Source organism: Teichococcus vastitatis (assembly GCF_003604215.1).
Lineage (GTDB): Bacteria > Pseudomonadota > Alphaproteobacteria > Acetobacterales > Acetobacteraceae > Pseudoroseomonas > Pseudoroseomonas vastitatis.
The window spans coordinates 51,998-75,080 of sequence record NZ_QXGS01000006.1 but is presented as its reverse complement, the minus strand read 5'-3'; the positions used below and the strand labels follow the sequence as shown (position 1 = coordinate 75,080).

The 23,083-nt window shown below is 72.0% G+C and carries 25 protein-coding genes; 15 read left to right on the top strand and 10 right to left on the bottom strand.

Annotated features, from left to right (window positions below; all coding sequences use genetic code 11):
- Both D2K64_RS11030 and D2K64_RS11025 read right to left on the bottom strand, forming a co-directional pair.
- Positions 1 to 927: a class I SAM-dependent methyltransferase gene (locus tag D2K64_RS11030; protein WP_202910629.1), complete on the bottom strand. Its 927-nt coding sequence runs from the start codon at positions 925 to 927 to the stop codon at positions 1 to 3.
- Between the two features lie 241 nt (positions 928 to 1,168).
- Positions 1,169 to 2,032: a UdgX family uracil-DNA binding protein gene (locus tag D2K64_RS11025; protein ID WP_202910628.1), complete on the bottom strand. Its 864-nt coding sequence runs from the start codon at positions 2,030 to 2,032 to the stop codon at positions 1,169 to 1,171.
- 198 nt (positions 2,033 to 2,230) lie between these two features.
- On the opposite strand from D2K64_RS11025, the gene dnaN reads away from it, so the two are divergent.
- The 4 genes from dnaN to D2K64_RS11005 all read left to right on the top strand — a co-directional run bounded on the left by dnaN (position 2,231) and on the right by D2K64_RS11005 (position 4,859).
- Positions 2,231 to 3,358: a DNA polymerase III subunit beta gene (gene dnaN / locus D2K64_RS11020; protein WP_120008408.1), complete on the top strand. Its 1,128-nt coding sequence runs from the start codon at positions 2,231 to 2,233 to the stop codon at positions 3,356 to 3,358.
- Complete coding sequence (locus D2K64_RS11015) at positions 3,359 to 3,691, top strand: hypothetical protein (RefSeq protein WP_120008407.1); 333 nt, start codon at positions 3,359 to 3,361, stop codon at positions 3,689 to 3,691.
- Positions 3,684 to 4,301, top strand: coding sequence for a YitT family protein (locus D2K64_RS11010; RefSeq protein ID WP_120008406.1), 618 nt, complete (start codon positions 3,684 to 3,686; stop codon positions 4,299 to 4,301). Before D2K64_RS11015 ends, D2K64_RS11010 begins: the two co-directional genes overlap by 8 nt.
- A 75-nt stretch (positions 4,302 to 4,376) precedes the next feature.
- Complete coding sequence (locus D2K64_RS11005) at positions 4,377 to 4,859, top strand: DUF1203 domain-containing protein (protein WP_120008405.1); 483 nt, start codon at positions 4,377 to 4,379, stop codon at positions 4,857 to 4,859.
- A 33-nt stretch (positions 4,860 to 4,892) separates the two neighbouring features.
- Here the strand turns inward: D2K64_RS11005 and D2K64_RS11000 are convergent, their stop codons facing one another.
- From D2K64_RS11000 to D2K64_RS10975, 6 genes are all read right to left on the bottom strand, one after another.
- The gene (locus tag D2K64_RS11000) at positions 4,893 to 5,429 is read right to left on the bottom strand and encodes a dihydrofolate reductase family protein (protein WP_120008404.1); all 537 of its coding nucleotides are present in this window, start codon (positions 5,427 to 5,429) and stop codon (positions 4,893 to 4,895) included.
- A gap of 70 nt (positions 5,430 to 5,499) precedes the next feature.
- Positions 5,500 to 6,174: a monofunctional biosynthetic peptidoglycan transglycosylase gene (gene mtgA / locus D2K64_RS10995; RefSeq protein WP_120008403.1), complete on the bottom strand. Its 675-nt coding sequence runs from the start codon at positions 6,172 to 6,174 to the stop codon at positions 5,500 to 5,502.
- On the bottom strand, positions 6,174 to 6,785 hold the full coding sequence (locus D2K64_RS10990; protein WP_120008402.1) for a thermonuclease family protein: 612 nt from the start codon (positions 6,783 to 6,785) through the stop codon (positions 6,174 to 6,176). Before D2K64_RS10990 ends, mtgA begins: the two co-directional genes overlap by 1 nt.
- A complete protein-coding gene (locus tag D2K64_RS10985; RefSeq protein ID WP_120008401.1) occupies positions 6,782 to 7,705 on the bottom strand; it encodes an SAM-dependent methyltransferase in 924 nt (307 codons plus the stop codon). The genes D2K64_RS10990 and D2K64_RS10985 overlap by 4 nt, the downstream gene beginning before the upstream one ends.
- Positions 7,702 to 8,097 (bottom strand): DUF423 domain-containing protein, encoded by a 396-nt coding sequence (locus D2K64_RS10980; RefSeq protein ID WP_238384135.1) that lies wholly within the window; start codon positions 8,095 to 8,097, stop codon positions 7,702 to 7,704. Before D2K64_RS10980 ends, D2K64_RS10985 begins: the two co-directional genes overlap by 4 nt.
- 82 nt (positions 8,098 to 8,179) lie before the next feature.
- On the bottom strand, positions 8,180 to 8,860 hold the full coding sequence (locus D2K64_RS10975; protein WP_120008490.1) for a phosphoribosyltransferase: 681 nt from the start codon (positions 8,858 to 8,860) through the stop codon (positions 8,180 to 8,182).
- A 173-nt stretch (positions 8,861 to 9,033) separates the two neighbouring features.
- On the opposite strand from D2K64_RS10975, the gene D2K64_RS10970 reads away from it, so the two are divergent.
- The 10 genes from D2K64_RS10970 (at position 9,034) to D2K64_RS10925 (ending at position 19,994) form a co-directional block, all read left to right on the top strand.
- Complete coding sequence (locus D2K64_RS10970; RefSeq protein WP_120008400.1) at positions 9,034 to 10,641, top strand: ABC transporter substrate-binding protein; 1,608 nt, start codon at positions 9,034 to 9,036, stop codon at positions 10,639 to 10,641.
- Positions 10,638 to 11,741: an ABC transporter permease gene (locus D2K64_RS10965; protein WP_120008399.1), complete on the top strand. Its 1,104-nt coding sequence runs from the start codon at positions 10,638 to 10,640 to the stop codon at positions 11,739 to 11,741. The genes D2K64_RS10970 and D2K64_RS10965 overlap by 4 nt, the downstream gene beginning before the upstream one ends.
- Before the next feature lie 14 nt (positions 11,742 to 11,755).
- On the top strand, positions 11,756 to 12,658 hold the full coding sequence (locus D2K64_RS10960; protein WP_120008398.1) for an ABC transporter permease: 903 nt from the start codon (positions 11,756 to 11,758) through the stop codon (positions 12,656 to 12,658).
- On the top strand, positions 12,655 to 13,527 hold the full coding sequence (locus D2K64_RS10955) for an ABC transporter ATP-binding protein (RefSeq protein WP_238384134.1): 873 nt from the start codon (positions 12,655 to 12,657) through the stop codon (positions 13,525 to 13,527). Before D2K64_RS10960 ends, D2K64_RS10955 begins: the two co-directional genes overlap by 4 nt.
- A complete protein-coding gene (locus D2K64_RS10950; protein WP_456316372.1) occupies positions 13,524 to 14,273 on the top strand; it encodes an ABC transporter ATP-binding protein in 750 nt (249 codons plus the stop codon). The genes D2K64_RS10955 and D2K64_RS10950 overlap by 4 nt, the downstream gene beginning before the upstream one ends.
- Complete coding sequence (locus tag D2K64_RS10945; protein ID WP_120008397.1) at positions 14,270 to 15,049, top strand: class I SAM-dependent methyltransferase; 780 nt, start codon at positions 14,270 to 14,272, stop codon at positions 15,047 to 15,049. Before D2K64_RS10950 ends, D2K64_RS10945 begins: the two co-directional genes overlap by 4 nt.
- Before the next feature lie 189 nt (positions 15,050 to 15,238).
- On the top strand, positions 15,239 to 16,264 hold the full coding sequence (locus D2K64_RS10940; RefSeq protein ID WP_120008396.1) for a sugar ABC transporter substrate-binding protein: 1,026 nt from the start codon (positions 15,239 to 15,241) through the stop codon (positions 16,262 to 16,264).
- A 17-nt stretch (positions 16,265 to 16,281) separates the two neighbouring features.
- Positions 16,282 to 17,787 (top strand): sugar ABC transporter ATP-binding protein, encoded by a 1,506-nt coding sequence (locus tag D2K64_RS10935; protein WP_120008395.1) that lies wholly within the window; start codon positions 16,282 to 16,284, stop codon positions 17,785 to 17,787.
- 14 nt (positions 17,788 to 17,801) lie between these two features.
- On the top strand, positions 17,802 to 18,830 hold the full coding sequence (locus D2K64_RS10930; protein ID WP_120008394.1) for an ABC transporter permease: 1,029 nt from the start codon (positions 17,802 to 17,804) through the stop codon (positions 18,828 to 18,830).
- A 93-nt stretch (positions 18,831 to 18,923) separates the two neighbouring features.
- Positions 18,924 to 19,994, top strand: a complete 1,071-nt coding sequence (locus D2K64_RS10925; RefSeq protein WP_202910627.1) for a DmpA family aminopeptidase — start codon at positions 18,924 to 18,926, stop codon at positions 19,992 to 19,994.
- 15 nt (positions 19,995 to 20,009) lie between these two features.
- On the opposite strand, the gene D2K64_RS10920 is transcribed toward D2K64_RS10925, so the two are convergent.
- Together D2K64_RS10920 and D2K64_RS10915 are read right to left on the bottom strand one after the other, a co-directional pair.
- A complete protein-coding gene (locus tag D2K64_RS10920) occupies positions 20,010 to 20,429 on the bottom strand; it encodes a hypothetical protein (protein ID WP_120008393.1) in 420 nt (139 codons plus the stop codon).
- On the bottom strand, positions 20,386 to 21,462 hold the full coding sequence (locus D2K64_RS10915) for a P1 family peptidase (protein WP_306418942.1): 1,077 nt from the start codon (positions 21,460 to 21,462) through the stop codon (positions 20,386 to 20,388). The genes D2K64_RS10920 and D2K64_RS10915 overlap by 44 nt, the downstream gene beginning before the upstream one ends.
- Before the next feature lie 28 nt (positions 21,463 to 21,490).
- Here D2K64_RS10915 and D2K64_RS10910 point away from each other — a divergent pair, with 28 nt between their 5' ends.
- Positions 21,491 to 23,077, top strand: coding sequence for an ABC transporter substrate-binding protein (locus tag D2K64_RS10910; RefSeq protein WP_120008392.1), 1,587 nt, complete (start codon positions 21,491 to 21,493; stop codon positions 23,075 to 23,077).
- Positions 23,078 to 23,083 lie beyond the last annotated feature (6 nt).

Sequence of the window (23,083 nt, the reverse complement as noted above, 5' to 3'; positions counted from 1 at the left end):
TCAGCGCCGCGGATCGGGCTGGTGCAGGGCGGGGTTGCGCCAGCCCTGCACCCCATCCACCACCACCCGCTGACCGTTGTGGTGCATGTCGAGGATCGCCGGCCGCTCGATCTCCAGCAGCCAGCCGGCCTTGTGCAGCGTGTCCATGATCCGCCCCTCGATCGGCCGGGAATGGGTGCCGACGACGATGTAGGCGACCTTTTCCTGTAGCTGCGGCAGGGCTTCCTCGATCAGCGTCGCCTCGCCGCCCTGGATGTCGATGTGCAGCAGATCGATGCGCGCATGCGGCGCCGCCAGGTCGCGCAGGGCCACCATTGGCAACTCCTCATGCGAGCCGGCGGCGGCGGCCTGTTGCCGCTGCTCGGCACTGGCGCCGAACACGGCTTCCAGCCCCCATTGCTCGCCGGCCTGGTGCTGGCGCGGAAACAGCGCCACCCCGCCGCGGGCGGCCGCGATGCCGTGGTGCAGCGTGACCTGGTCGGAACCGAAGCCGTTCTCCGCCGTGCTTTGCCGGGCAAAGGCCAGGTGACCCTTGTCGCCCTCCACGCCGATCAGCTGCGGCCGCTTGCCGAGCCGGCGCGCCGCGACCCCGGTGTTGTTGAGCCAGCACCCCCAGCCGCAGCCCAGCTCGATCACCGTGAAGCTGTCGCCGGCGAGATCGACCGCCCGCAGGGCCGCGCCCCATTCGGCGATGTCGGCGTGCCAGTTGGCCGGGATCGGCACGCCTTCCACCTCGCCCGCGCGATTGTCCAGCAGGGACGGAAAGAACCGGGGGTCGATCAGCACGCCGAGGAAGTTGGTCAGCCGCTGCGGGTTCGGCACCAGGCCGGTGGCGGCGTGGCGCCGCATCACCTCCTGAGGCTCGAACGTCGCGTTGTAGAAGAAGAACGGGCTGAAGGGCGGCGGCGCGGCGGAAGGCTGGATCATTCTCTGGCGCTGCTGTGCCAGCATGTCGCGCTCCCGGAGCAGTTGATTGCGCGATTCGTATAAACGCCTGACCTGTGGCACCAGAAGGCCGGCGCTGCGCAGAAATCCCACCATCCACTTCCCAACCCGTCCGGCGCCAGCATCGGCATCCCGCGGCGTCCCCGTCAACCATTCCGGCGCGAATGGCGGATGGCAGCGGACGCCCTGGCCACGGGCCCAGCATCCGGTGGGCCGCGGACGATCAGCCGGGCCTGGGTTCCGGCACCCAGCGCAGCGCCGCGCCCAAATCCTGCACGAAATGCGCGTATTCGGCGCGCTTCGCCTCCGGGTCCGGCAGGCGCAGCAGGAAGCTCGGATGCACCGTCAGCAGGATCGGCATGCCGCCCGGCCCGGACAGCACCTGCCCCCGCAGCTTCATGATGCCGACCTTGCGCCCGAGCAGCGCCTGCGCCGCCGTGGCTCCCATGGCCACCAGCAGGCCGGGGGCGACATGCACGATCTCGCGCATCAGAAAGGGACGGTAATGCGCGATGTCGCCGGCATCCGGCGTCTGGTGCAGCCGGCGCGGGCCGCGCTGCACGTATTTGAAGTGCTTCACCGCGTTGGTGACGTAGCAGGCGGCGCGGTCGATGCCGGCTTCCACCAGCGCGCGGTCCAGCAGGCGGCCGGCGGGGCCGATAAAGGGGCGGCCGCCACGGTCCTCCTCGTCGCCGGGCTGCTCGCCCACCAGCATCAGCGCGGCGTCGAGCGGCCCCTCGCCCAGCACCGGCGCGCGGCCCTCGGCCCAGGCGGCGGGGATCACCTCGGGCAGCGCGGCATGGTCGGCGGGCCGGCGGGCGCGGCCAGCATCGCCGCGCGCCTCGGCCGGGGTTTCCTCCTCCAGGCGCCCGCGCGCGGCCTCGGCCGGGCTGGGCTCGGCCACCACCTGACCGTCCTGCGGCGCGGCCGGCGGCTGCTCGGACAGTTCGGGCTCGGCCGGCGACGCCGCGTGCGGGGATTGCGCAGCGGCGGCCTTGCGCCGCTTCGGCGCCGCGGCGGCGCCCGGCCGGGGGCGTCGGCCGCCGGTGCTGGGAAGGTCGAGGGGCAGCCGGGGTTGCTCGGGCATGGCACGGGGACAACCCGGCAGGCGCCGCAGAGTTCCGCGAACGCCTTGCGGATGCTGGGCTTTCCGCCGGTCCCGGCGTTTCCCGCCGCTGCCCTTTCCTGCCCCCCCTGGCGCTGGTAGAGAGGGCGACTTGTTTTCCGATTCGGGGCGCCATGCCAGCACGGGCGGCGCCCTCTTCCGCGCGGGGGTGTTCGAGCCATGAAGTTCACGGTGGACCGGGCGGTGCTGCTCAAGGCGCTGGCGCATGTGCAGAGCGTCGTCGAGCGGCGCAACACCATCCCCATCCTGGCCAATGTCATGCTGGCGGCGCAGGAGAACAGCCTGACCATGACCGCCACCGACATGGAGATCGCCATCGTCGAGGCGGTGCCCGAGGTGACGGTGTCCCGCGCCGGCCGCACCACCGCCCCGGCGGCGACGCTGTACGAGATCGTCCGCAAGCTGCCCGACGGCGCCAAGGTCGAGCTGGACCACCCCGGCGGCGACGCCCCGCTGGCGCTGCGGGCCGGCCGCTTCGCCACTTCCCTGATGGTGCTGCCGGTAGAGGATTTCCCCTCCATGACCGAGGGCAAGCTGCCGCACGGCTTCGACATCACGCCGACGCTGCTGCGCGAGCTGGTGGACCGCACCAAATTCGCCATCTCCACGGAAGAAACCCGCTATTACCTGAACGGCATCTACGTCCACGCGACGGAGGCCGAGGGCCAGAAGGTGCTGCGCGCCGTCGCCACCGACGGCCACCGCCTGGCGCGCATCGAGGAGCCGCTGCCGGAAGGCGCCGAGGGGATGCCCGGCGTGATCATCCCGCGCAAAACGGTGAACGAGATCCGCAAGCTGGCCGACGAGACCAGCGAGCCGGTGCAGATCCGTCTGTCCGACACCAAGATCCGCTTCGCCTTCGGCTCGGTGCACCTGACCAGCAAGCTGATCGACGGCACCTTCCCCGAATACGAGCGCGTCATTCCGCGCGGCAACGACAAGATCATGACGGTGGACAAGCGCGCCTTCGCCGAGGCGGTGGCGCGCGTCGCCGCCATCTCGTCGGAGCGCTCGCGCCCGGTGAAGCTGTCGATCAAGCCGGACAGCCTGACGCTGACCGCCTCCTCGCCCGACCAGGGCCAGGCGGAGGAGGAGCTGGATGGCGGCGCCGTGACCTATGGCGCCGGTCCGATCGAGATCGGCTTCCAGGCCCGCTACCTCGCCGACATCACCGACCAGATCGCCGACAAGGTCGAGTTCCGCTTCGCCGACGGCTCCGCCCCCACCGTGGTGGTGGACGCGGCCAAGCCCGAGGCGCTGTACGTGCTGATGCCGATGCGCGTCTGAGTGCGCGGCTTCCGGCTGTTCACCGCCGGCATGGCGGTGCTGCTGGCGGGCGGCGAGATCGCCCGCCGCGCCATGACCGGCGGCGCGGTCCAGGCGCTGGACGAGGTGGCGGTGGCCCTGGTTCTCGGCTTCGCCGCGCTGCGCCCCCGCCCCGCCTTGCTGGCCGCCGCCTGGGGCGGCTTCTCGGCGCTGATGCTGGCGCTGCTCACCACCACCCTGGGTGAGATGCTGCACCCCGCGGGCAAGCCGGGCGGCGACTTCTACGCCGTTGTGCTGGGCCTGCTGCTGCTCGCCGGCCTGCTGGCCACCCGCCGGGCGCTGCGCCATGGCTGAGGCGGCCGGGGCGGTGCCGCGGCACCGCTGGTACGAGGACCTGCTGGCGGTGCTGCTCGGCGCCATGGTGATGGCGCTGGGCGTCAACCTTTACGCCGCCGCCGGCCTGCTGACCGGCAGCCTGATGGGATTGTCGCTGCTGCTGGATTACCTCAGCGGCTGGCCTTTCGCCGGGATCTTCGTGCTGCTGAACCTGCCCTTCTTCGTGCTGGCCCGGCTGCGTCTCGGCTGGGCGATGACGCTGCGCAGCGCGGTCGCGGTGCTGCTGATCTCGGTTCTGTCGCGGCTGACGGCCGGGTGGATCGGCTTCTCGCACCTCGATCCGCTCTACGCCGCCGTCGCCGGCGGCGGGCTGATGGGGTGCGGCATGCTGATCCTGTTCCGCCACCGCACCAGCCTCGGCGGCATCTCCATCCTGGCGCTGTTTCTGCAGGAACGGCACGGGATGCGCGCCGGCTACGTGCAGATGGCGATCGACGCGACCATCCTGCTGGCGGCGTTGCTGAGCCAGCCGCCGCTGGCCGTGCTGCTGTCGCTGCTGGGGGCGCTGGTGCTGAACCTGATCATCGCGCTGAACCACCGGCCCGGGCGGTATGTGGCGGTGAGCTGAGGCGATTGCCGCGCAGGCGGCGGAGTGCGGCGGCCCATGGGCCGGGGCAGGCTGGCGGCCCAGGAGACACCCCGCATGACCGCGTTCCACTGCATCCCGATCACCACCGCCACCGCCGAGCGCTTCCGCCGCACCGGCCTCGACGACCGCGGCAACACGCTGCGCCGCCGAATCGCCGACGGCGCCGGGGCGTTCCCGTGCCGCCACTGCCTGCAGCTGGCCCAGCCGGGGGAGGTTGTGCTGCTCGGCTCCTACGACCTGCCGGCGCCGCTCGGCATCTACTGGACGCCGAGCCCCATCTTCCTGCACGCCGATCCCTGTTCCCGCTTCGCCGAGGCCGGCCGGGTGGCGCCGATCATCCAGGCCAACCCGCTGGTCTCGGTGCGCGCCTACGACGCCGAGGACCAGTGCCTCTACGATCTGGGCCAGGTCTGCGCCGGGCGGGAGGTGGAGGCGCCGCTGCGGCGTGCCCTGGACGATCCGCGCACCCGCTTCGTCAACATCCACACCGCCCGCCCCGGCTGCCTGCTGGCGCGGGTCGAGCGCGCCGGGGCCTGACAGGAAGGCCCGGCCTCCGGGAGCCGGGCCCCCTCAGCCGATGCGCTCATAGACCAGGTGCAAGGCGCCCTTCGCCTTGGCCTCGCACCGCGCCAGCCGCAGCCGCAGCTCGCCGGTTCCCGCCGGGAAAAGCGGAATGCCGTCGCCCAGGATGACGGGGATCACGGCCATCTCCAGCAGGTCGAGCTTGTTGATCGCGATCATGGACCGGATGACCTGGCCGCCGCCCTCGATCCAGACCCGGCGATATCCCCGCGCCTCCAGCTCGGCGGCGACCGCGGCGACATCGCCGGAGCGCGCCTCCACCCCCGGCGGCGGCAGCGCGTCCAGCGGCCGCGCCGTCAGCACGATCGTGGGCTTGCCGGGATAAGGCCAGTCGCCGAAGCACCGGAGCGCGTCATAGGTCCCCCGGCCCATCAGGATCGCGTCCACGCCGGCAAAGAAGGCGCCGAAGCCGAAATCCTCGGCCGGGTAGTCCGCTGCCAGCCAATCGTCGACGGAACCGTCCGGGCGGGCGATCTTGCCGTCGAGGGACACCGCGATGTGGCAGTGCCAAACCGTTGCGCCCATCCGATTCGCCTCCGCTGCGCCATGCCGGGGCCTCGACCCTAGCAAGGATCGCGGCCAGGCGCTTCCCTCGTTAGCCGGCGCAGTCCAGCAGTGGCCCGAGCTGCCCGGTACGGCGGCGGATGGTGCCGGCGCGGTCCCGCACATAGGGGCCCGGCTCGGCGGCGGACCAGTTCAGCGGGCTAGGCAGCACCGCCGCCAGCTGCGCCGATTGCGCCGCGGAAAGCCGCGCCGCCGGGCGGTTGAAGAAGTCGCGCGCGGCCGCCTCGGCGCCATAGGTGCCAGGGCCGAACTCGACGATGTTGAGATACACCTCCAGCACCCGCCGCTTTGGCCAGAGCAGCGCCACCTGCGGCGTCAGCCAGGCTTCCAGCACCTTGCGCAGCGGATCGCGCCCCGGCCAGAGGAACAGGTTCTTCGCCACCTGCATGGTGAGGGTGGAGGCGCCGCGCGGCCGCTCGCCCTCCAGCGCCGCCGCGATCTGCCCCTGCAGCGCCGGCAGGTCGAAGCCGAACATCTGGGTGCAGAAGGTGTTGTCCTCGGCCGCGATCACCGAATGGGCCAGCGCCGGCGTCATCTCCGAATACGCCACCCAGTCCTTGGACAGGCCGTAGCCCTGCGCCGCGCGGATCAGCATCAGCGGCGTCACCGGCACGGGCACGAAGCGGAAGATCAGGATCAGCAGCGGCGGCCCGGCCAGGAACAGCAGCAGGGCGCGCCGCAGCCAGCCGGGCCAGCGCCCGCGCATCAGCGGCCGCAGGCCCCGGCGCGGTCGCGGTGCGACCAGGGGAAGTCGAACCGTCCGGCCCAGGCGCCGGCCTTGTCGCGCCGCGCCGCCGCCTCGGCCGCGGCGTAGCGGCGGTCCGAGAAGCGGGGGCAATCGAAGGCATAGCCCGAGCGCACCATTGCCTCGTTGAGGTCGACCCGGCTGCCGCCGGAGCCCGGCACGAAGCAGATGGCCACCGTGCGCCCATGGGTGAGGGAGCCGTCCGGCTCGCAGGTCACCACCCGGTTGCCGACCAGCTCCGCCAGCGCCTCCCTCGCCGCGGCGCCGCATTCGAAGCGGCCGGCGCCGCGCCGGCAGCTCTGGTCGTGCTCCAGCGCGTCGATGCCCTGCATCCGCACCCGCACGCCGTCCAGGTCGATGGTGTCGCCATCGATGATGCGCGGGCGGCCGGACAGGGTCTCGCCCGGCCGCGCCTCCCGGGCCGCCTGGCGCGGGGCTTCGGATTGCAGGGCGCGGGTCACGGCCCGGAACAGCCGCGTCAGGTCGCCCTGCGTCACCTCCCCGGTGCCGATCAGGCCGATCACGAGGGCCGCCAAGGCCAGCCAGATCTTGAACAGCGGCTTCCGCCTCATGCCGCCGGCCGGTCCAGCAGGCAGAACATCAGCTCGTGCTTGTTGTGCGCGCCATGGAACAGCTGCGCGCCGGGAATGGCGGCGAATTCCGCGGCGGTGTCGTGGTCCGTCTCGCCCTGGAACTTGATGGTGCAGACGAAGTTCCGCGCCCGCCCCGCCGCCATCCAGCGCCGCACCAGCCCGAGCAGCCGCGCCGGGTAGCAGATGATGTCGCTGAACAGCCAGTCCACCGGCGCCTCGCGCTCCGGCTCCAGCCCGAAGGCGCTCTCGGTGCGGATGGACAGGTTGGGCAGCGCCGCAAGGGCGGGGTCCATCGCCGCCTTGTCCACCGCCACCACCGCCCCGCCCAGCTGCGCCAGCGCCCAGCTCCAGCCGCCCGGCGCGGCGCCGAGGTCGAGCGACACCTCGCCCGGCCCGGGCCAGCGATTGATCCGGGTCAGCGCTTCCCACAGCTTGAGATAGGCGCGGGAGGGCGGGCCCTCGCGGTCCTCGGCGAAGCGCACCTGGCCCTGCACGAAGGGGCTGGTCTTGGTGGGGGAAAACAGCATCCGGTCCGGCGCCAGCAGCGACCAGGCGCCGAGATGGCCGCTGGGCGCCGGCTCGGGAAAGCGCAGCGGGCGCGCCTTGACCGGGGGCAGCGCCGCCTCGATCAGCGCGGCGCGCCGGTGGTGCAGCACCGGCTCCAGCGCCCAGTTGCGCTGAATGGCGCGCAAAGCGTTCGCGGCGCCTTTGATCGAGGGCACCTCGGCTTCGCGAACATCGGTCCAGACATCGAGCGCCCAGGCGGCGGGCACCGGCGGCGCCTCGCTCAGCGCCAGCGGGCCGTGCCAGGACGCGACCGCCACGCCGGCGCGGCGCAGCTCCTCCTCCAGCTCGCGCTCGAACCCCTCATGGGCGCGGAAGGCCGAGCGGATCGTCATGCCGGGCGGCGCAGCCCGGCAATGGCCAGCAGCAGCCAGCCCAGCATCAACAGCGTGCCGCCCAGCGGCGCGACGCCGATTGAAGTGCCCGTCAGCACCAGCCACCAGACCGCGCCGCAGAAGCCCAGGCTGCCCAGCAGAAAGCAGCCGCCGGCATAATGCGCGAGCCGCCCGGCGCGGCGCTCGGCCAGCAGGCCGGTCGCCAGCAGCGCCAGGGCATGCCAGCCCTGCAGGGTCAGCGCGCTCTGCACCATGCGGTTCCCGGCCTCGTCCAGGCGCGGCGCCAGCCCGTGCGCGGCCCAGGCCGACAGCGCCACCGCCAGCAGCCCGGACAGCGCGCCGGCGCACAGCCAGGCACGGGACAGTGGGGAGGGCGGGGCGGGTGCGGACATCGCGCCGGATTAATGCGGATCGCCGCGGCGGGAAAGGCCCGGAACGGGCCGGGATGTCCTGAAGGCGGCGGGCCGCGCGCCCTCAGCCGGGCAGCAGCAGGCCCGAGGGCAGCGTGGAGGCATCGGGCACCCAGCGCCGGCCGCCCTCCTCGTCGCGGCGGAACAGCGGCGTGGCGAAGGCGGCGGCGATGGGAATGGAGCGCGGCCAGGCCTCGCACCAGCGGTTGCCCTGCGCCATGGCGACGCACAGCCCGACCGGCTGCACCCCCGCCGAGGCCAGCAGGGCCAGCCCCGCCAGGGCGGAGGAGCCGGTGCTGATCACGTCATCCAGCAGCAGCACCCGCCGCCCCGACAGCCGCGGCAGCAGGTGCGGGTCGAGCCAGACCCGCCGCGCATCCGGCGCGGTGGAGGAGGCGGTGGGCACCGACAAGGCCGGGTCGTACCATTTCTTGCGCGAATAGCCGGGCGCCACCCAGTTGGGATGGCCCAGCGCCTCCGCCACCGGCCCGGCCAGCCCGTGCCCGAGGGTCGGCATGCCGACCACGATCTCGGCGCCCAGCGGGCGCGCCGCCGCCGCCATCCAGGCGGTGATGGCGTGATGCACGCCGAAACTGGCCTGGTTGACGATCAGCCCGGCCACGGCGGTGGCGCCATAGTCGCGCAGCGGCATGCACAGGCTGAGCCCGTTCGGCATCGGCGCCGGGTAGCTGTCGATGAAGGCGTCGCGCTGAGGCTCGGGCCGGAAGGACTGCCAGTGTTCCATGCCCGGCCCCATCGCATGGCGGCGAAAGCCGCGCCAGAGCTCTGCCGAACACAGCCGCGCGCGCGCCGTTCACGGCTTTGCGCGAAGCCCGCCGCGAGCCGGACCCGGCCGGGGGCGTGGCGGAGCCCCCCTGCCCCGCGCTACAGAAGCGGGGTTCAGGAGGTCCAACACCCATGCTTACCCGACGTTCCGTCCTGCTCGCTTCCGCGGCCGTGGCATCCGTGCCGATGCTGGCCCGCCTGGGGGTGCGCCCGGCCGCCGCACAGACGCCCGCCAACGTGCTGGTCTTCGCCAAGCAGATCGACGACATCATCAGCCTCGATCCGCACGAGGCCTTCGAATACACCGCGTCGGAGATCGCCGGCAACGTGTACCAGAAGCTGGTCACCACCCCGAACTCCGACCCGGCGAGCCTGCAGGGCGAGCTGGCGGAGAAGTGGGAGGTCTCGTCCGACAACAAGACCTTCACCTTTACCCTGCGGCAGGGCCCGAAATTCGCCTCCGGCAAGCCGGTGACGGCGGAGGACGTGGCCTTCTCCCTGAGCCGCGCGGTGATCCTCAACAAGTCGCCCGCCTTCATCATCAACCAGTTCGGCTTCACCCGCGACAACGTGGCCGAGCGCATCCGCGCCACCGACCCGCGCACCGTGGTGCTGCGGACGGCCGAGCCGACCGCGGCGTCCTTCCTGCTGTACTGCCTCTCGGCCGCCGTCGGCTCAGTGGTGGAGAAGGCGACCGTGATGTCGCACGTCCAGGGCGATGACCTGGGCAATGCGTGGCTGAAGCAGAATTCCGCCGGCTCTGGCCCCTATGCGGTGCGGCAATGGAAGGCCAGCGAGAGCGTGATGCTCGACGCCAACCCGAATGCCGACCACCAGCCCAAGGTCAAGCGCATCATCATGCGCCACATCGCCGACCCCTCGGCGCAGCTGCTCGGCCTGCAGCGCGGCGACGTGGACATCGCCCGCAACCTGGTGGCCGACCAGGTGAAGCAGGTGGAGAAGGACCCGAAATTCTCGGTGCAGTACGCCCGCAAGGCGAGCCTGATGTATCTGAGCCTGAACCAGAAGCACCCGATCCTGTCGAAGCCCGAGGTGCGGCAGGCGATCAAGCTGGCGCTCGACTACGACGCCATCCAGAAGAACATCGTGCCCACCACCTACGCGGTGCACCAGGCCTTCCTGCCGGCCGGCCTGCCCGGCGCGCTGACCGAGCACCCCTTCTCCAAGAACACCGCCGAGGCGAAGGCCCTGCTGGCCAAGGCCGGCCACGCCGACGGCTTCGAGGTGGCGCTCGACTACTTCTCGGGCGCGCCGACCTCCGACATCGCCCAGGCGATCCAGGCCAACTTGGCCGAGATCGGCATCCGCCTGCAGATGCTGCCCGGCGAGCAGCGCGCGGTGATCACCAAGACCCGCGCCCGCCAGCACGACATCGCCATGGTGCGCTGGGGCTCCGATTACTTCGACCCGCACAGCAACGCCGAGGCCTTCTCGATCAATCTCGACAACAGCGAGAACGCCAAGAACCGCACCATCGCCTGGCGCGCCAGCTGGGAGATCCCCGAGCTGTCGCAGAAGACGCTGGCGGCGCTGAAGGAAACGGATTCGGAGAAGCGCTCGGCGATGTATGTGGACATCCAGAAGGAGCACCAGCAGGTGTCGCCCTTCGTGATCATGCTGCAGGAGATCGAGGTCGCGGTGTCCCGCGCCGCGGTGAAGGGCTTCGACATGGGCCCGATGAACGACCGGCATTCCTACACCAACATCACCAAGGCATGAGCGACACCGCAACATCCCCGGCGGCGGCGCCGCCGCCGGGGGGCCCTTCAGGTCAGCCTGCAGGGGGGCGCAACCGCCCCTCCGCCCTGCGCCTCCGCTTCCAGGCGGTCTCGGGCACGCTGGCCAGCATCCCGATCACCCTGTTCGGCCTCGTTCTCGTCACCTTCTTCATCGGCCGGGTGGTGCCGATCGATCCCGTGCTGGCCATTGTCGGCGACCGCGCCCCGCAGGATGTGGTGGAAGCGGCGCGGCTGCAGCTCGGCCTCGACCAGCCGCTCTACGTGCAGTTCTGGCGCTACCTCGGGCAGATCGTCACGGGCGACCTCGGGCGCTCGGTGATGACCTCGAACCCGGTCACCGACGACATCATCCGCTTCTTTCCGGCGACCTTCGAGCTGGCGACCCTCGCCCTGATCATCGCCATGCTGCTCGGCATCCCGCTCGGCGTGCTGGCGGCGACGCGGCAGGGGTCCTGGGTGGACCAGGCGGTGCGGCTGTTCTGCCTCGCCGGGCATTCCCTGCCGGTGTTCGTGCTCGGCCTGATCTCGCTGCTGCTGTTCTACGCGCATTGGGGCGTGCTGCCGGGCCCCGGGCGGCAGAGCATCTTCTACGAGGGCATGGTGGACACCCGCACCGGCATCCTGACGCTGGACGCGCTGCTGGCCGGCGACTGGGGCGCCTTCCAGGATGCGCTGCTGCACCTGGCGCAGCCGGCCGGCGTCCTGGCGATGTTTTCCCTAGCCTATATCGCCCGCATGACGCGCGCCTTCATGCTGAACGAGCTGAAAAGCGAATACGTCACCACCGCGCGGGCCAAGGGCCTGTCGCGCGGCACCATTGTCTGGGGCCACGCCTTCCGCAACACCGCGGTGCCGCTGGTGACCGTGTTGGCCATGACCTATGCAGGCCTGCTGGAAGGCGCCGTGCTGACCGAGACGATCTTCTCCTGGCCCGGCCTCGGCCAGTACCTCACCGTGTCGCTGCTGAACGCCGACATGAACGCGGTGCTGGGTGCGACGCTGGTGGTCGGGCTGATCTACGTTGTTCTGAACCTGCTGTCGGACCTGCTGTACCGGCTGCTCGATCCCCGCGTGAAGTGAGGGGGTGAGGTAAGATGTCCGCAACAACGCGCCGCGAATGGCTGCTTTCCGACACGCCCGCCTCCCGCGCCCAGGCGCGCTGGGGCCGGCGCTACCAGCTCTGGCTGGCCTTCCGCCGCAACTGGCTGGCGGTCGCCGGGCTGTTGATCGTGGTCGCCATGCTGCTGCTGGCGATCTTCGCGCCGCTGCTGGCGACGCATGATCCCGGCGCCCAGCAGCTGGCCAACCGCCTGCAGCCGCCCTCCGCCGCCCACTGGTTCGGCACCGACGAGCTGGGGCGCGATTCCTGGTCCCGCCTGCTGTATGGCGGCCGCGTCACCCTCGGCATGGTGGTGGCGGTGGTGATCCTGGTGGCGCCGCTCGGCCTCGTGGTCGGCTGCGTCGCGGGCTATGCCGGCGGCCTGCTCGACAAGGTGCTGATGCGCGTCACCGACGTGTTCCTGGCCTTTCCCCGGCTGATCCTGGCGCTGGCCTTCGTGGCCGCCATGAAGCCCGGCGTGGAAAGCGCCGTGGTCGCCATCGCGCTCACCGCCTGGCCGCCCTATGCGCGGCTGGCGCGGGCCGAGACGCTGACCATCCGCAACACCGACTACATCGCCGCCGTGCGGATGACCGGCGCCTCCCACTGGCGCGTCATCTGGAAGCACGTGACGCCGATGTGCATGCCCTCCCTCACCGTGCGCGTCACGCTGGACATGTCCTCGATCATCCTGACCGCGGCCGGCCTCGGCTTCCTCGGCCTCGGCGCGCAGCCGCCGATCCCGGAATGGGGCACCATGATCGCGACGGCGCGGCGCTTCATCCTGGAGCAGTGGTGGGTGCCGGTGATCCCGGGCATCGCCATCTTCACCGCCTCCCTCGCCTTCAACCTGCTGGGCGACGGGCTGCGCGACGTGCTGGACCCGAAGCAGCGATGAGCGGCATGAACAACGGCAATCTGGTCGAGATCCGCGACCTCCGGGTGGACTTCCCCAACCCGTCCGGCTTCACCCAGGCGGTGCGCGGCATCTCCTTTTCCATGGGGCGGGAGAAGCTCGGCATCGTCGGCGAGAGCGGCTCGGGCAAGTCGGTCACGGGGCGGGCGCTGATGCGCCTGCTGCCGCAGGCCGCCCGTGTCCGGGCCGAGGCGCTGCGCTTCGACGGGATCGACGTGCTGGGCGCCTCCGAGCGGCAGATGCGCACGCTGCGCGGCGGCCGCATCGGGCTGATCATGCAGGACCCGAAATACTCGCTGAACCCGGTGATGACGGTGGGCCGGCAGATCTCCGAAGCCTGGCTGGCGCACAACCGTTCCGGCAGCGGCGGGGGCGGCAAGCGGGAGGCGCGCGACGCGGCGCTGACCCTGCTGGAGCAGGTCAGGATCCGCGATCCGAAGCGGGTGCTGGGTTCCTACCCGCACGAGGTGTCGGGCGGCATGGGCCAGCGGGTGATGATTGCCATGATGCTGGCGCCCAACCCCGACCTGCTGATTGCCGACGAGCCGACCAGCGCCCTCGATGCCTCGGTCCAGGCCGAGATCCTGAAGCTGATCGAGGATCTGGTGTCCGCCCGCGGCATGGGGCTGATGCTGATCAGCCACGACCTGCCGCTGGTGGCCCGGTTCTGCGACCGGGTGGTGGTGATGTATGCGGGCCAGGTGATGGAGGAGCTGCCGGCGCGCGACCTGCACCGCGCGCAGCACGCCTACACCCGCGGCCTGCTCGACTGCATGCCCTCGCTGTCGAAGAAGCGGGCCCGCCTGCCCACCCTGACCCGCGACGCCGCCTGGCTGGAGCGCCACGCATGAGCCAGCTCCCGATGATCGCCATCGAGCACCTCGACGTGCATTTCGGCTCCAGCCATGTGGTGCGCGACATCAGCTTCAGCGTCGCGGCCGGCGAAACCTTCGGGCTGGTGGGGGAAAGCGGTTCCGGCAAATCCACCGTGCTGCGCACGATCGCCGGGCTCAACCCGGGCTGGGACGGCCGCATGGCGGTGGCCGGGCAGAACCTCGGCCCGCGGCGCGACCGCGCCTTCTTCCGGCGCGTGCAGATGGTGTTCCAGGACCCCTACGGCTCGCTGCACCCGCGCCAGACGGTGGACCGCATCCTGGCCGAGCCGCTGGAGGTGCACGGCATCGCCGACGCCGAGGCGCGCATCGCCCGCGCGCTGGAGGAAGTGGCCCTGCCCCACACCGCCCGCTTCCGCTATCCGCACCAGCTCTCGGGCGGGCAGCGGCAGCGCGTCGCCATCGCCCGCGCGCTGATCGCCGATCCTTCCGTGCTGCTGCTGGACGAGCCCACCAGCGCGCTCGACGTTTCGGTGCAGGCGGAGGTGCTGAACCTGCTCTCCGACCTACGCGAGGCGCGGCAGCTCACCTGCATCCTGGTGTCGCACAATCTCGCGGTGATCGCGCATCTCTGCGAAAGGCTGGCGGTGATGCAGGGCGGCCGCATCGTTGAGATCCTGTCGGAAGCCGAGCTGCGCGCCGGCCGGGCGAAGCATTCCCACACCCAGGACCTGATCGCCCTGTCGTACGAGCTGGAAGGATGAGCGGCGCCAACTACGCGCTGAAGGAGGAGATCCGCGACTACTGGAGCGAGCGGGCGGCCACCTTCGACCAGGCCTTCGGCCACCGCATCCCGGCAGGGCCGGAGCGCGCCGCCTGGCTCGCCGAGTTCCGCGCCCGGCTGGGCGAGGCGCCGCTCTCGGTGCTGGAGCTGGCCTGCGGCACCGGCGAATTGACGGGGGTGCTGCGCGAGCTCGGCCACCGCGTCACCGCGCTGGACTTCTCCGAGGCGATGCTGGCCCGCGCCCGGGCCAAGCACGCGGGCGACCCCGCCGCCCGCTTCTTTCTGGCCGATGCCGAGCATACGCGCGAAGCCCCGGCGCAGTACGACGCCGTCACCTGCCGCCACCTGGTCTGGACCCTGACCGACCCGGCGGCGGCCCTGGCCGATTGGTTCCGCGTGCTGAAGCCCGGCGGCCAGCTGCTGGTGTTCGACGGGGATTTCAGCGCCCCGCGCGGATGGCGCGGCGACGCGGCGCGGCGACTGATCACCTGGCTGGAACAGCGGCAGGGCGCCGATCCGGTGCGCACGCCGGAGGCCGCGGCGCGCGGCGCCGCCATCCAGCGGCAGCTGCCCTTCGCCGGGGGCCTGACCTTCGAGCGCCTGCGTCCGTTGGCCGAGGCCGCCGGCTTCACCGCGGTCACCGCGCAATCCTACGGCCGCATCCTCGCCGCGCAGCGCCGGCAGGCCGCGCCGCGCGACTGGCTGCGCACCTTCCTGTTCCACCGCTTCATCCTGCACGCGCGCAAGCCGGCCTGAGCTTGCTCGCCGCGGCCCCGCCCGGGCGCGCACCATGGCCAGGCGCGCGCCGTGGCGGCTCGCCGTTCCAAACGGGGCCGCGGCATCCCCGCACCTTGCCAGTGATTGCAATCCGCCGCGGCGCTGTGCAAGCTGGAACGGGCCCGAGCGGCGGCGCGCATGATCGCCCCGGGCAGGGGAGAGGATGTCATGGACCAGCAAGACCCACCGCGTGGTGGCCGTCGTGCCCTGCTGACCGCTGCCGCCACCGCCGCCGCCACGGCACCGCTGCTCGGGGGCATCGGCCTCGATCCCGCCTTCGCCGCCGAGATGGGGCGCTCCGAGAAGCCGCTGCGCGCCGCCTTTTCCAATGCCGGGCTGCAGGCCACCTGGTGCGCCCAGGGCAAGGCCGCCGCGGAATACTGGGGCAAGCTGTTCAACGTCGATGTCACCTGGTTCGACGGCGAGCTGAACGCCACCCGCCAGCGCGGCGCCATCGACAACATGGCGTCGCAGCGCTGGGATTTCGTGGCCATCCAGGCGTTCGGCATCGGCACGCTGACGGCGCCGGTGCGCCGCATGATCGATGCCGGCATCCCGGTGATCGACATGGACACGCTGATCGCGCCGCTCGATCAGGTGAATGTCCACTCCTTCCTGGCGCCCGACAACGAGTTCATGGGCGCTTCCGTCACCGAGGCGCTGATGCAGGCGATCGGCGGTGAGGGCACGGTGATCATGACCCAGGGCGCGCTCGGCCACACCGGGGCGCAGGGCCGCGCGCGCGGCTTCGATTCCGTGGTGAAGCGCTATCCGAAGGTGGAGGTGCTGGACACCACGCCGGGCGACTGGGACGTTACCAAGGTGGCGCGCATCTGGGACACCCACCTGACCAAATATCCCAAGATCAGCGCCGCCTACTTCCACAATGACGACATGGCGCTGGCCGCCTACAACGTGATGCGCGCCAAGGGCCGCACCGACATCAAGATCGGCGGCTGCGATGCCATGCCGCCGGCGCTGGCCGCCGTGGCGGACGGGCGCATGCACGCCACGGTGCGCAACCCGTCCTGCCGCATCCATGGCGGCGCCATCATGGCCGGCGTGGCGGCCGTGGTGGCGGGCGAGAAAACCGGGCCGGAGGGCATCCCGAAGCACGTGATCACCGACGGGCCGGTGGTCACCAAAGGCAATGCGGCCGGCATGGCGTGGATGCAGAAGCACTTCCTGATCTGAGCCGGGGCGCGCACCGCATGCCATCCGAACAGGCGCCGCTGCTGGAACTGCGCGGCGTGTCCAAGCGCTTCGCCGGCGTCACCGCGCTGGATTCCGTGGATTTCACCTTGGGCCGGGGCGAGATCCACGGCCTGGTGGGCGAGAACGGCGCCGGCAAGAGCACGCTGATGAAGATCATCGCCGGCGTGCACGGCGAATATGATGGCGAGATGCGGCTGGACGGGCGTCCCGTCCGGCTGCGCTCGCCGCGCGACGCGCGCGATGCCGGCATCGGCATGGTGCACCAGGAGCTGTCCATCGTGCCGGCGCTGTCGGTGGCCGAGAACGTCCTGCTGGGGCGGCAGCCGCTGAACCGCGCGGGCCTTGTGTCCTGGCGACGCATGCGCGACCAGGCGCGGGCGCAGCTGCGCGAGCTCGGCATCGAGGTCGATCCCGCCGCGCCGGCCGGCGCCCTGCCGCTTGGGCTGCAGCAGATGATCGAGCTGGCCCGCGTGCTGCTCTCCGGCGCCCGCATCCTGATCCTGGACGAGCCGACCTCCGCCCTGTCGCCGCCCGAGGTGGAGACGCTGTTCACCTTGTTGGAACGGCTGCGCGCCTCCGGCCGCAGCGTGGTGTTCATCTCCCACTTCCTCGACGACGTGCTGCGAATCTCGGACAACGTCACCGTGTTCCGCAACGGCCGCCGCGTCGGCGCCTCGCCCGCGCGGGAGGTCGGCAAGTCCTGGCTGATCGAGCGGATGATCGGCGGCGGCCATGAGCGGCTGGAGGAAAGCTACACCGACGCCCGCACCCTGCCGCCGCGCCCTTCCACCCCCGCCGTGCTGGAGGCGGAGGATCTCGGCGTCGCCGGATTGTTCGAGGGGGCCTCGCTCAGCATCCATGCGGGCGAGGTGGTCGGCATCTACGGCTTCATGGGCTCGGGCCAGCTGGAACTGGCCCGCGCCCTGTCGGGCAAGCTCCCGCTGGACCACGGCACGGTGCGGGTGGACGGGCAGGCGGCGAAGCTCGCGGGCGGCACGCCGGCGGCCAAGCGCGCCGGCATCGCCTTTGTGCCGGAAAGCCGCCGCGCCATGCTGTTCGCGCCGGAGCCGGTGTACCGCAACATCAGCATCTCCATCCTGGAGCGCATCAACCATTTCCTGGTGCGCCCGCGCCGGGAGCGCGAGATCGCCGAGGGGCATGTGCGCCGCCTCGGCGTGCGGCCGGCGCGCGTCGACCTGCCGGTGGGCCAGCTCTCGGGCGGCAACCAGCAGAAGGTGGCGCTGGCCCGCTGGCTGACCCACCTGCCGCGCGTGCTGCTGCTGAGCGAGCCGACGCGCGGCATGGATGTCGGCGCCAAGGACGACGTGGTGCGCATCGTGCGCGCGCTGCGCGCCGAAGGCATCGGCATCCTCGTCGTCTCCTCCGAACCGGAAACCGTGCTGTCGCTGGCCGACCGCATCCTGGTGATGCGGCGCGGCGTGCTGGCGCGCGAATTCGCCGGGGAAGCGGTGGGCAAGGACCGCCTGCTGGAAGCAGCGTGAAGGAAGAACACCGGATGTCCGCGCCCCTGACCGATCCCGCCGCGCTGCGCGACCCGCTCTGGCTCCGCCTCGGCGCGCAGCTGCGCAACCTGGCGCCGTTTGTCACGCTGATCGCGCTGGTGCTGCTGTTCAGCCTGCTCAGCCCGTCCTTCGCGACGCTGGGCAATGTCAGCAACATCCTGCAGCAGGTGTCCATCACCGCCATCATCGCGGTGGGGCTGACCTATGTGATCCTGTGCGCCGAGATCGACCTGTCCGTCGCCTCCGTCGCCAACGCCGCCGGCATCCTGCTGGCCTTCTTCACGCTGCAGGACAGCAGCGTCAACATCGCCAACCTGCCCCTGCCCGGGCCGCTCGCCATGGGGCTGGCGCTGGCGGGTGCCCTGGCGCTCGGCGCCGTCACCGCCTTCGGCGTCACCTGGATCGGCATCCCCTCCTTCATCATGACGCTGGCCATGCTGCAGATCGGCAACGGCATCGGCGCGCTGCTGATCCGCGGCCAGATCGCCTACAACGTGCCGGACCTGGTGGTGGCGCTGGGCAGCGGGTCAATCGGCCCGGTGCCGTGGATCGTGCTGGTGGCGGCGCTGGTGCTGCTGGTGGGCCACCTGGTGCTCGCCTATACGCGCTTCGGCCGCTACGTCTACATGGTGGGCGGCAACCGCGAGGCGGCGGAGCATTCCGGCGTCGCGGTGAAGGCGGTGGTGGCGGCGGTGATGATGATCTCGGCGCTGTGCTCCGGCATCGCCGGCATGCTGGGCGTCGCCTATTTCGGCAGCGCGCAGCAGAACCAGTTCGACAACTACCTGCTGGACGCCATCTCGGCCGTGGTGGTGGGCGGCACCAGCCTGTTCGGCGGCCAGGGCGGCATCGGCAACACCATCGTCGGCGTGCTGGTGCTGGGCGTGCTGAACAACGGGCTGGACCACATCCGCATGGACAGCTTCCTGAAGATCCTGATCCGCGGGCTGGTGCTGCTGATGGCGCTGGTGGTCAACGTCTATGCACAGCGGCTGCGGGCGCAGCGCCGCGGCATCGGGTAGCGGCCGGCAGGACGAAGGGGTCGCGCGGAAGGGGGGTTTGCAGCGCGCCCCGCAGCTGGAACAACGGCATCGCCGCAACCCGGGGGGAAGCCCTTGCCCGCCAATGCCACCGCCCGTTCCGCCGAGCCCGGCCCGCGCGCCCGCAGCCTGGGCCTCGGCTGGGGCACGCTGCCGCCCGGGCCGCGCAACGCCATCACCGACGTCCCCGGCGTCCGGGTCGGGCACCGCACGCTGCACCGCGGCGACGCCATCCGCACCGGCGTCACCGCCATCCTGCCGCAGGACGGGAACCTGTTCCACGCGAAGGTGCCGGCGGCCAGCCAGGTGCTGAACGGCTTCGGCAAGAGCATCGGCCTGATGCAGGTGGATGAGCTGGGCCAGCTGGAAACGCCGATCCTGCTGACCAACACCTTCGGCGTTGCCGCCTGCGCCGAGGCGCTGATCCGCGACGCCATCGCCGGCGAGCCGCGCATCGGCCGCGACCTGTCCACGGTCAACCCGGTGGTGCTGGAATGCAATGACGGCTACCTGAACGACATCCAGGCCATGGCGGTGACGCCGGAGGATGCCGCCGCCGCCCTGGCCGCCGCGCGGGCCGCCGCCGATGGCGGCATGGCATCGGGCGCGGTGGGCGCCGGCACCGGCATGAGCTGCTTCGGCCTGAAGGGCGGCATCGGCACCGCGTCCCGGCGGCTCGGGATCGGGCAGGAGGCCTTCTGCCTCGGCGCCCTGGTGCTGGCCAATTTCGGCGCCGCGGGCGACCTCCGCCTGCCGGATGGCCGCCGGGTCGCGGAGCCCGACGTTCCGGTGCCGGAGCGGGGCTCGGTGATCGTGGTTCTCGCCACCGACATCCCGCTGGAACACCGGCAGCTGCGCCGGATCGCGGCCCGCGCCGGCACCGGCATCGCCTGGACGGGCTCGTTCTGGGGGCATGGCAGCGGCGACATCGCCCTCGCCTTCTCCACCGCCGGGCGGCTGCCGCACGAGGGCGACGCCTTTCTGCCGCGCCGCGTGCTGGCGGAAAGCCGGATGGACCAGGTGTTCCGCGCCGCCGCCGAGGCGACGGCGGAAGCGGTGATGGATGCGCTGGCCGCGGCCGACACCACCATGGGGTTCCGCGGGCATTGCCGCCGCAGCCTGCGCGAGGTGCTGGCGCCTCGTTGAAGGCCGCCCTCCCCTTCAGGCCTTGCCGATGCCCCGGCAACGGTAGCGGTCGCTCATGGGCCCGGTGTCGAGGCCGGTCACCGCGGCGCGCGTTACCGAATTCTCGATCAGCTGGAACAGCATCACGAACCGGCTGTCGCGCTGGCTTTCGCGCTGCAATCCCTCGTACAGCGCCGTGCGCCGGACCGGATCGGTTTCGGTGCGCGCCGCGGCGGTGCGGGCGCTGAGCTCCGGGATCAGCCAGTTCGCCCGCCACACCAGGGTCTTGTTGCGCGCGTCGTCGCTGTTGCCGGTGTTGATCAGGAAGGCCCCGGCATTGGTGTTCGGGTCGAAATAATCGCTGCCCCACTGGATCAGCGCGATCCGCGGCGCCGCGGAAGGCCATCCCCTGCTACGCGGCGAAACGGTCCCGCCACGCGGTCTGCGCCCCGGCATAGGGCAGCGCCGCCGCCGCGAACACGCCGCGCGCGATGGCACGGGCCATCACCGCCCCGGCGAGGTGGCCGAGCGCCGCCAGCTCCGCCAGCGGATCGGTAAGCGGCCGCGCCCCGGTGGAGGCCGCGAACACCGTGTCGCCATCGCTCGGCGCATGGGCGGGCAGGATGGCGCGGGCCAGCCCGTCATCGGCCATGATCGCCAGCCGCTGCGCCTGCGCCCGGTTCAGCGCCGCATCGGTGGCGACGATGCCGATGGTGGTGGCGGTGCCAGCGCCGCCCTTCAGCCGCAGCCGCGTATGCTCCGGCCCGAAGCGCGGCGGCAGGCCGAGGCCGCCGAACTCCGCCCCTTCCTCGAAGGGTGCGGCCCAGAACCATGGCCCCTCCCCCACCAGGGGCGAGCCGACGGCGTTCACCGCGACCAGCGCGGCGACGCGGTGCCCCCCGGCGGTGATGCCGCTGGCCGAGCCGATGCCGCCCTTCACCGTCGCCGTGGTGGCCCCGGTGCCGGCGCCGACGCTGCCGAGCGCGAAGGCGCCCTTCCGCGCCGCCACCGCCGCCTGGTAGCCGAACTCGCGATAAGGGCTGAACCGCCCCCAATCCTTGTTGCCGCCGTTGCGCAGGTCGAACAGGATGGCCTGCGGCGCCAGCGGGATGGCCATGCCGCCGAAGCGCTGCCCCCGCCCCTGCTCGCGCAGCGCCGCCTGCACCCCGCCCGCCGCGTCCAGCCCGAAGGTGGAGCCGCCCGACAGCACCAGCGCGTCCACCGCCTGCACCGTGGCCTCGCCGCGCAGCAGCTCGGTGTCGCGGCCGCCGGGCGCGCCGCCGCGAATGGTCACCGCCGCCACCGCCGGCGCGTCGAACACCACCGCGGTGACACCGGAGCCGAGGGCCAGGTCGGTGTGGTGGCCCACCCGCAGCCCGGCGATGTCGGTCAGCAGGTTGAGCGGCGGGGCATCCGGTGCGGCGGTCATGCGGCCATGATGCGGCGCGGCGCGGGACTTGGCGAGGGGCGGCTGGTGCCGTTCAATCACCCGGCCAACCCTCCGGGAGTGTTCTGCCATGCCGCGCCGCCGAACCCTGTTGCAGGCCGCCTCCCTGCTGGCAGCCCCCTTGGCCACGCCGCGCCTCGCCGCCGCGCAGGCGCCGCGCGTGCTGCGATTCATCCCGCAATCCGACCTCGGCGTGCTCGACCCGGTCTGGTCCACCGCCTACGTCACCCGCAACCACGCCCTGCTGGTGTTCGACACGCTGTTCGGGCTCGACGCGCAGTACCGGCCGCAGCCGCAGATGCTCGACGGCGTCTCGGTGGAACGGGACGGCCTCGCCTGGCGGCTGCGGCTGCGCGAAGGGCTGGTGTTCCACGACGGGGCGCCGGTGCTGGCCCGCGACTGCGTCGCCAGCATCCGCCGCTGGGGCGCGCGCGACGCCTTCGGCCAGACGCTGATGGCCGCGACGGGGGAGATCTCGGACCCCGACGACCGCACGATCCTGTTCCGCCTCAAGGCCCCCTTCCCGCTGCTGCCGCAGGCGCTGGGCAAGGCGGGTTCCAGCATCTGCGCCATCATGCCGCGGCGCCTGGCCGAAACCGATCCGTTCCAGCAGGTGCCAGAGATGGTGGGCAGCGGCCCCTACCGTTTCCTGGCGGATGAGAGGGTGGCCGGCGCCCGCGTCGCCTATGCCCGCCACGTCGCCTACCGCCCGCGCGAGGGCGGCGCGGCTGCCTTCACCGCCGGCCCGAAGCAGGTGCATTTCGACCGCGTGGAATGGCACGTGATGCCCGATGCCGGCACGGCGGCGGCGGCGCTGCAGGCGGGCGAGATGGATTGGTGGGAGAACCCCGCCGCCGACCTGCTGCCGCTGCTGCGCCGCGCCCGCGGCGTCCGCGTCGAGCTGCTGGAAGATTACGGCTACATCGGCTGCATGCGCTTCAACCAGCTGCAGCCGCCCTTCAACAACCCGGCGGTGCGGCGGGCGGTGCTGGGCGCCATCCGCCAGTCCGATTTCATGCAGGCCGTGGCCGGCACCGATCCCGCGCTGTGGCAGGAGGGCGTCGGCTTCTTCGCCCCCGGCACGCCGCTCGCCACCACCGCCGGGCTGGAGACGCTGGCGCCGCGGGAACCGGCGGCGGCGCGGCAGGCGCTGCGCGAGGCGGGCTACAGCGGCGAGCCGGTGGTGCTGCTCAACCCGACCGACCTCGCCCCGCTGAAGGCGCTGGCCGAGGTCGGCGCCGATGCCCTGCAGCGCGCCGGCTTCGCCGTGGACGTGCAGGCGATGGATTGGGGCTCGGTGCTGCAAAGGCTGGCCAATACCGGGCCGGCGGCGCAGGGGGGCTGGAACGTGTTCCACACCTTCTGGGCCGGGCTCGACCAGCTCAACCCGGCGGTGCATTCCTATCTGCGCGGCCATGGTCGCGATGCCGGGCGTGGCTGGCCGGAGGCGCCGGCGCTGGAAACGCTGCGCACGCGCTGGCTCGCCGCCGCCACCGAGGCCGAGGCCCGGCAGCTGGCCGAGGCGATGCAGCGGCAGGCGCTGCTGGACGTGCCCTATATCCCCCTCGGCCAGTACAAGGTGCCGGCCGCCTATCGCGACGACCTGTCCGGCGTGCTGCGCGCCTTTCCGCTGTTCTGGAACCTGCGGCGCGGCTGAGGCACG

Excerpts from the sequence above, each read along its gene's own strand:
- D2K64_RS11030 (WP_202910629.1), bottom strand. The coding sequence starts at position 927 with ATGATCCAGCCTTCCGCCGCGCCGCCGCCCTTCAGCCCGTTCTTCTTC.
- D2K64_RS11025 (WP_202910628.1), bottom strand. The coding sequence starts at position 2,032 with ATGCCCGAGCAACCCCGGCTGCCCCTCGACCTTCCCAGCACCGGCGGC.
- dnaN (WP_120008408.1), top strand. The coding sequence starts at position 2,231 with ATGAAGTTCACGGTGGACCGGGCGGTGCTGCTCAAGGCGCTGGCGCAT.
- D2K64_RS11010 (WP_120008406.1), top strand. The coding sequence starts at position 3,684 with ATGGCTGAGGCGGCCGGGGCGGTGCCGCGGCACCGCTGGTACGAGGAC.
- D2K64_RS11005 (WP_120008405.1), top strand. The coding sequence starts at position 4,377 with ATGACCGCGTTCCACTGCATCCCGATCACCACCGCCACCGCCGAGCGC.
- D2K64_RS11000 (WP_120008404.1), bottom strand. The coding sequence starts at position 5,429 with ATGGGCGCAACGGTTTGGCACTGCCACATCGCGGTGTCCCTCGACGGC.
- mtgA (WP_120008403.1), bottom strand. The coding sequence starts at position 6,174 with ATGCGCGGGCGCTGGCCCGGCTGGCTGCGGCGCGCCCTGCTGCTGTTC.
- D2K64_RS10990 (WP_120008402.1), bottom strand. The coding sequence starts at position 6,785 with ATGAGGCGGAAGCCGCTGTTCAAGATCTGGCTGGCCTTGGCGGCCCTC.
- D2K64_RS10985 (WP_120008401.1), bottom strand. The coding sequence starts at position 7,705 with ATGACGATCCGCTCGGCCTTCCGCGCCCATGAGGGGTTCGAGCGCGAG.
- D2K64_RS10980 (WP_238384135.1), bottom strand. The coding sequence starts at position 8,097 with ATGTCCGCACCCGCCCCGCCCTCCCCACTGTCCCGTGCCTGGCTGTGC.
- D2K64_RS10975 (WP_120008490.1), bottom strand. The coding sequence starts at position 8,860 with ATGGAACACTGGCAGTCCTTCCGGCCCGAGCCTCAGCGCGACGCCTTC.
- D2K64_RS10970 (WP_120008400.1), top strand. The coding sequence starts at position 9,034 with ATGCTTACCCGACGTTCCGTCCTGCTCGCTTCCGCGGCCGTGGCATCC.
- D2K64_RS10965 (WP_120008399.1), top strand. The coding sequence starts at position 10,638 with ATGAGCGACACCGCAACATCCCCGGCGGCGGCGCCGCCGCCGGGGGGC.
- D2K64_RS10960 (WP_120008398.1), top strand. The coding sequence starts at position 11,756 with ATGTCCGCAACAACGCGCCGCGAATGGCTGCTTTCCGACACGCCCGCC.
- D2K64_RS10955 (WP_238384134.1), top strand. The coding sequence starts at position 12,655 with ATGAGCGGCATGAACAACGGCAATCTGGTCGAGATCCGCGACCTCCGG.
- D2K64_RS10950 (WP_456316372.1), top strand. The coding sequence starts at position 13,524 with ATGAGCCAGCTCCCGATGATCGCCATCGAGCACCTCGACGTGCATTTC.
- D2K64_RS10945 (WP_120008397.1), top strand. The coding sequence starts at position 14,270 with ATGAGCGGCGCCAACTACGCGCTGAAGGAGGAGATCCGCGACTACTGG.
- D2K64_RS10940 (WP_120008396.1), top strand. The coding sequence starts at position 15,239 with ATGGACCAGCAAGACCCACCGCGTGGTGGCCGTCGTGCCCTGCTGACC.
- D2K64_RS10935 (WP_120008395.1), top strand. The coding sequence starts at position 16,282 with ATGCCATCCGAACAGGCGCCGCTGCTGGAACTGCGCGGCGTGTCCAAG.
- D2K64_RS10930 (WP_120008394.1), top strand. The coding sequence starts at position 17,802 with ATGTCCGCGCCCCTGACCGATCCCGCCGCGCTGCGCGACCCGCTCTGG.
- D2K64_RS10920 (WP_120008393.1), bottom strand. The coding sequence starts at position 20,429 with ATGCCGGGGCGCAGACCGCGTGGCGGGACCGTTTCGCCGCGTAGCAGG.
- D2K64_RS10910 (WP_120008392.1), top strand. The coding sequence starts at position 21,491 with ATGCCGCGCCGCCGAACCCTGTTGCAGGCCGCCTCCCTGCTGGCAGCC.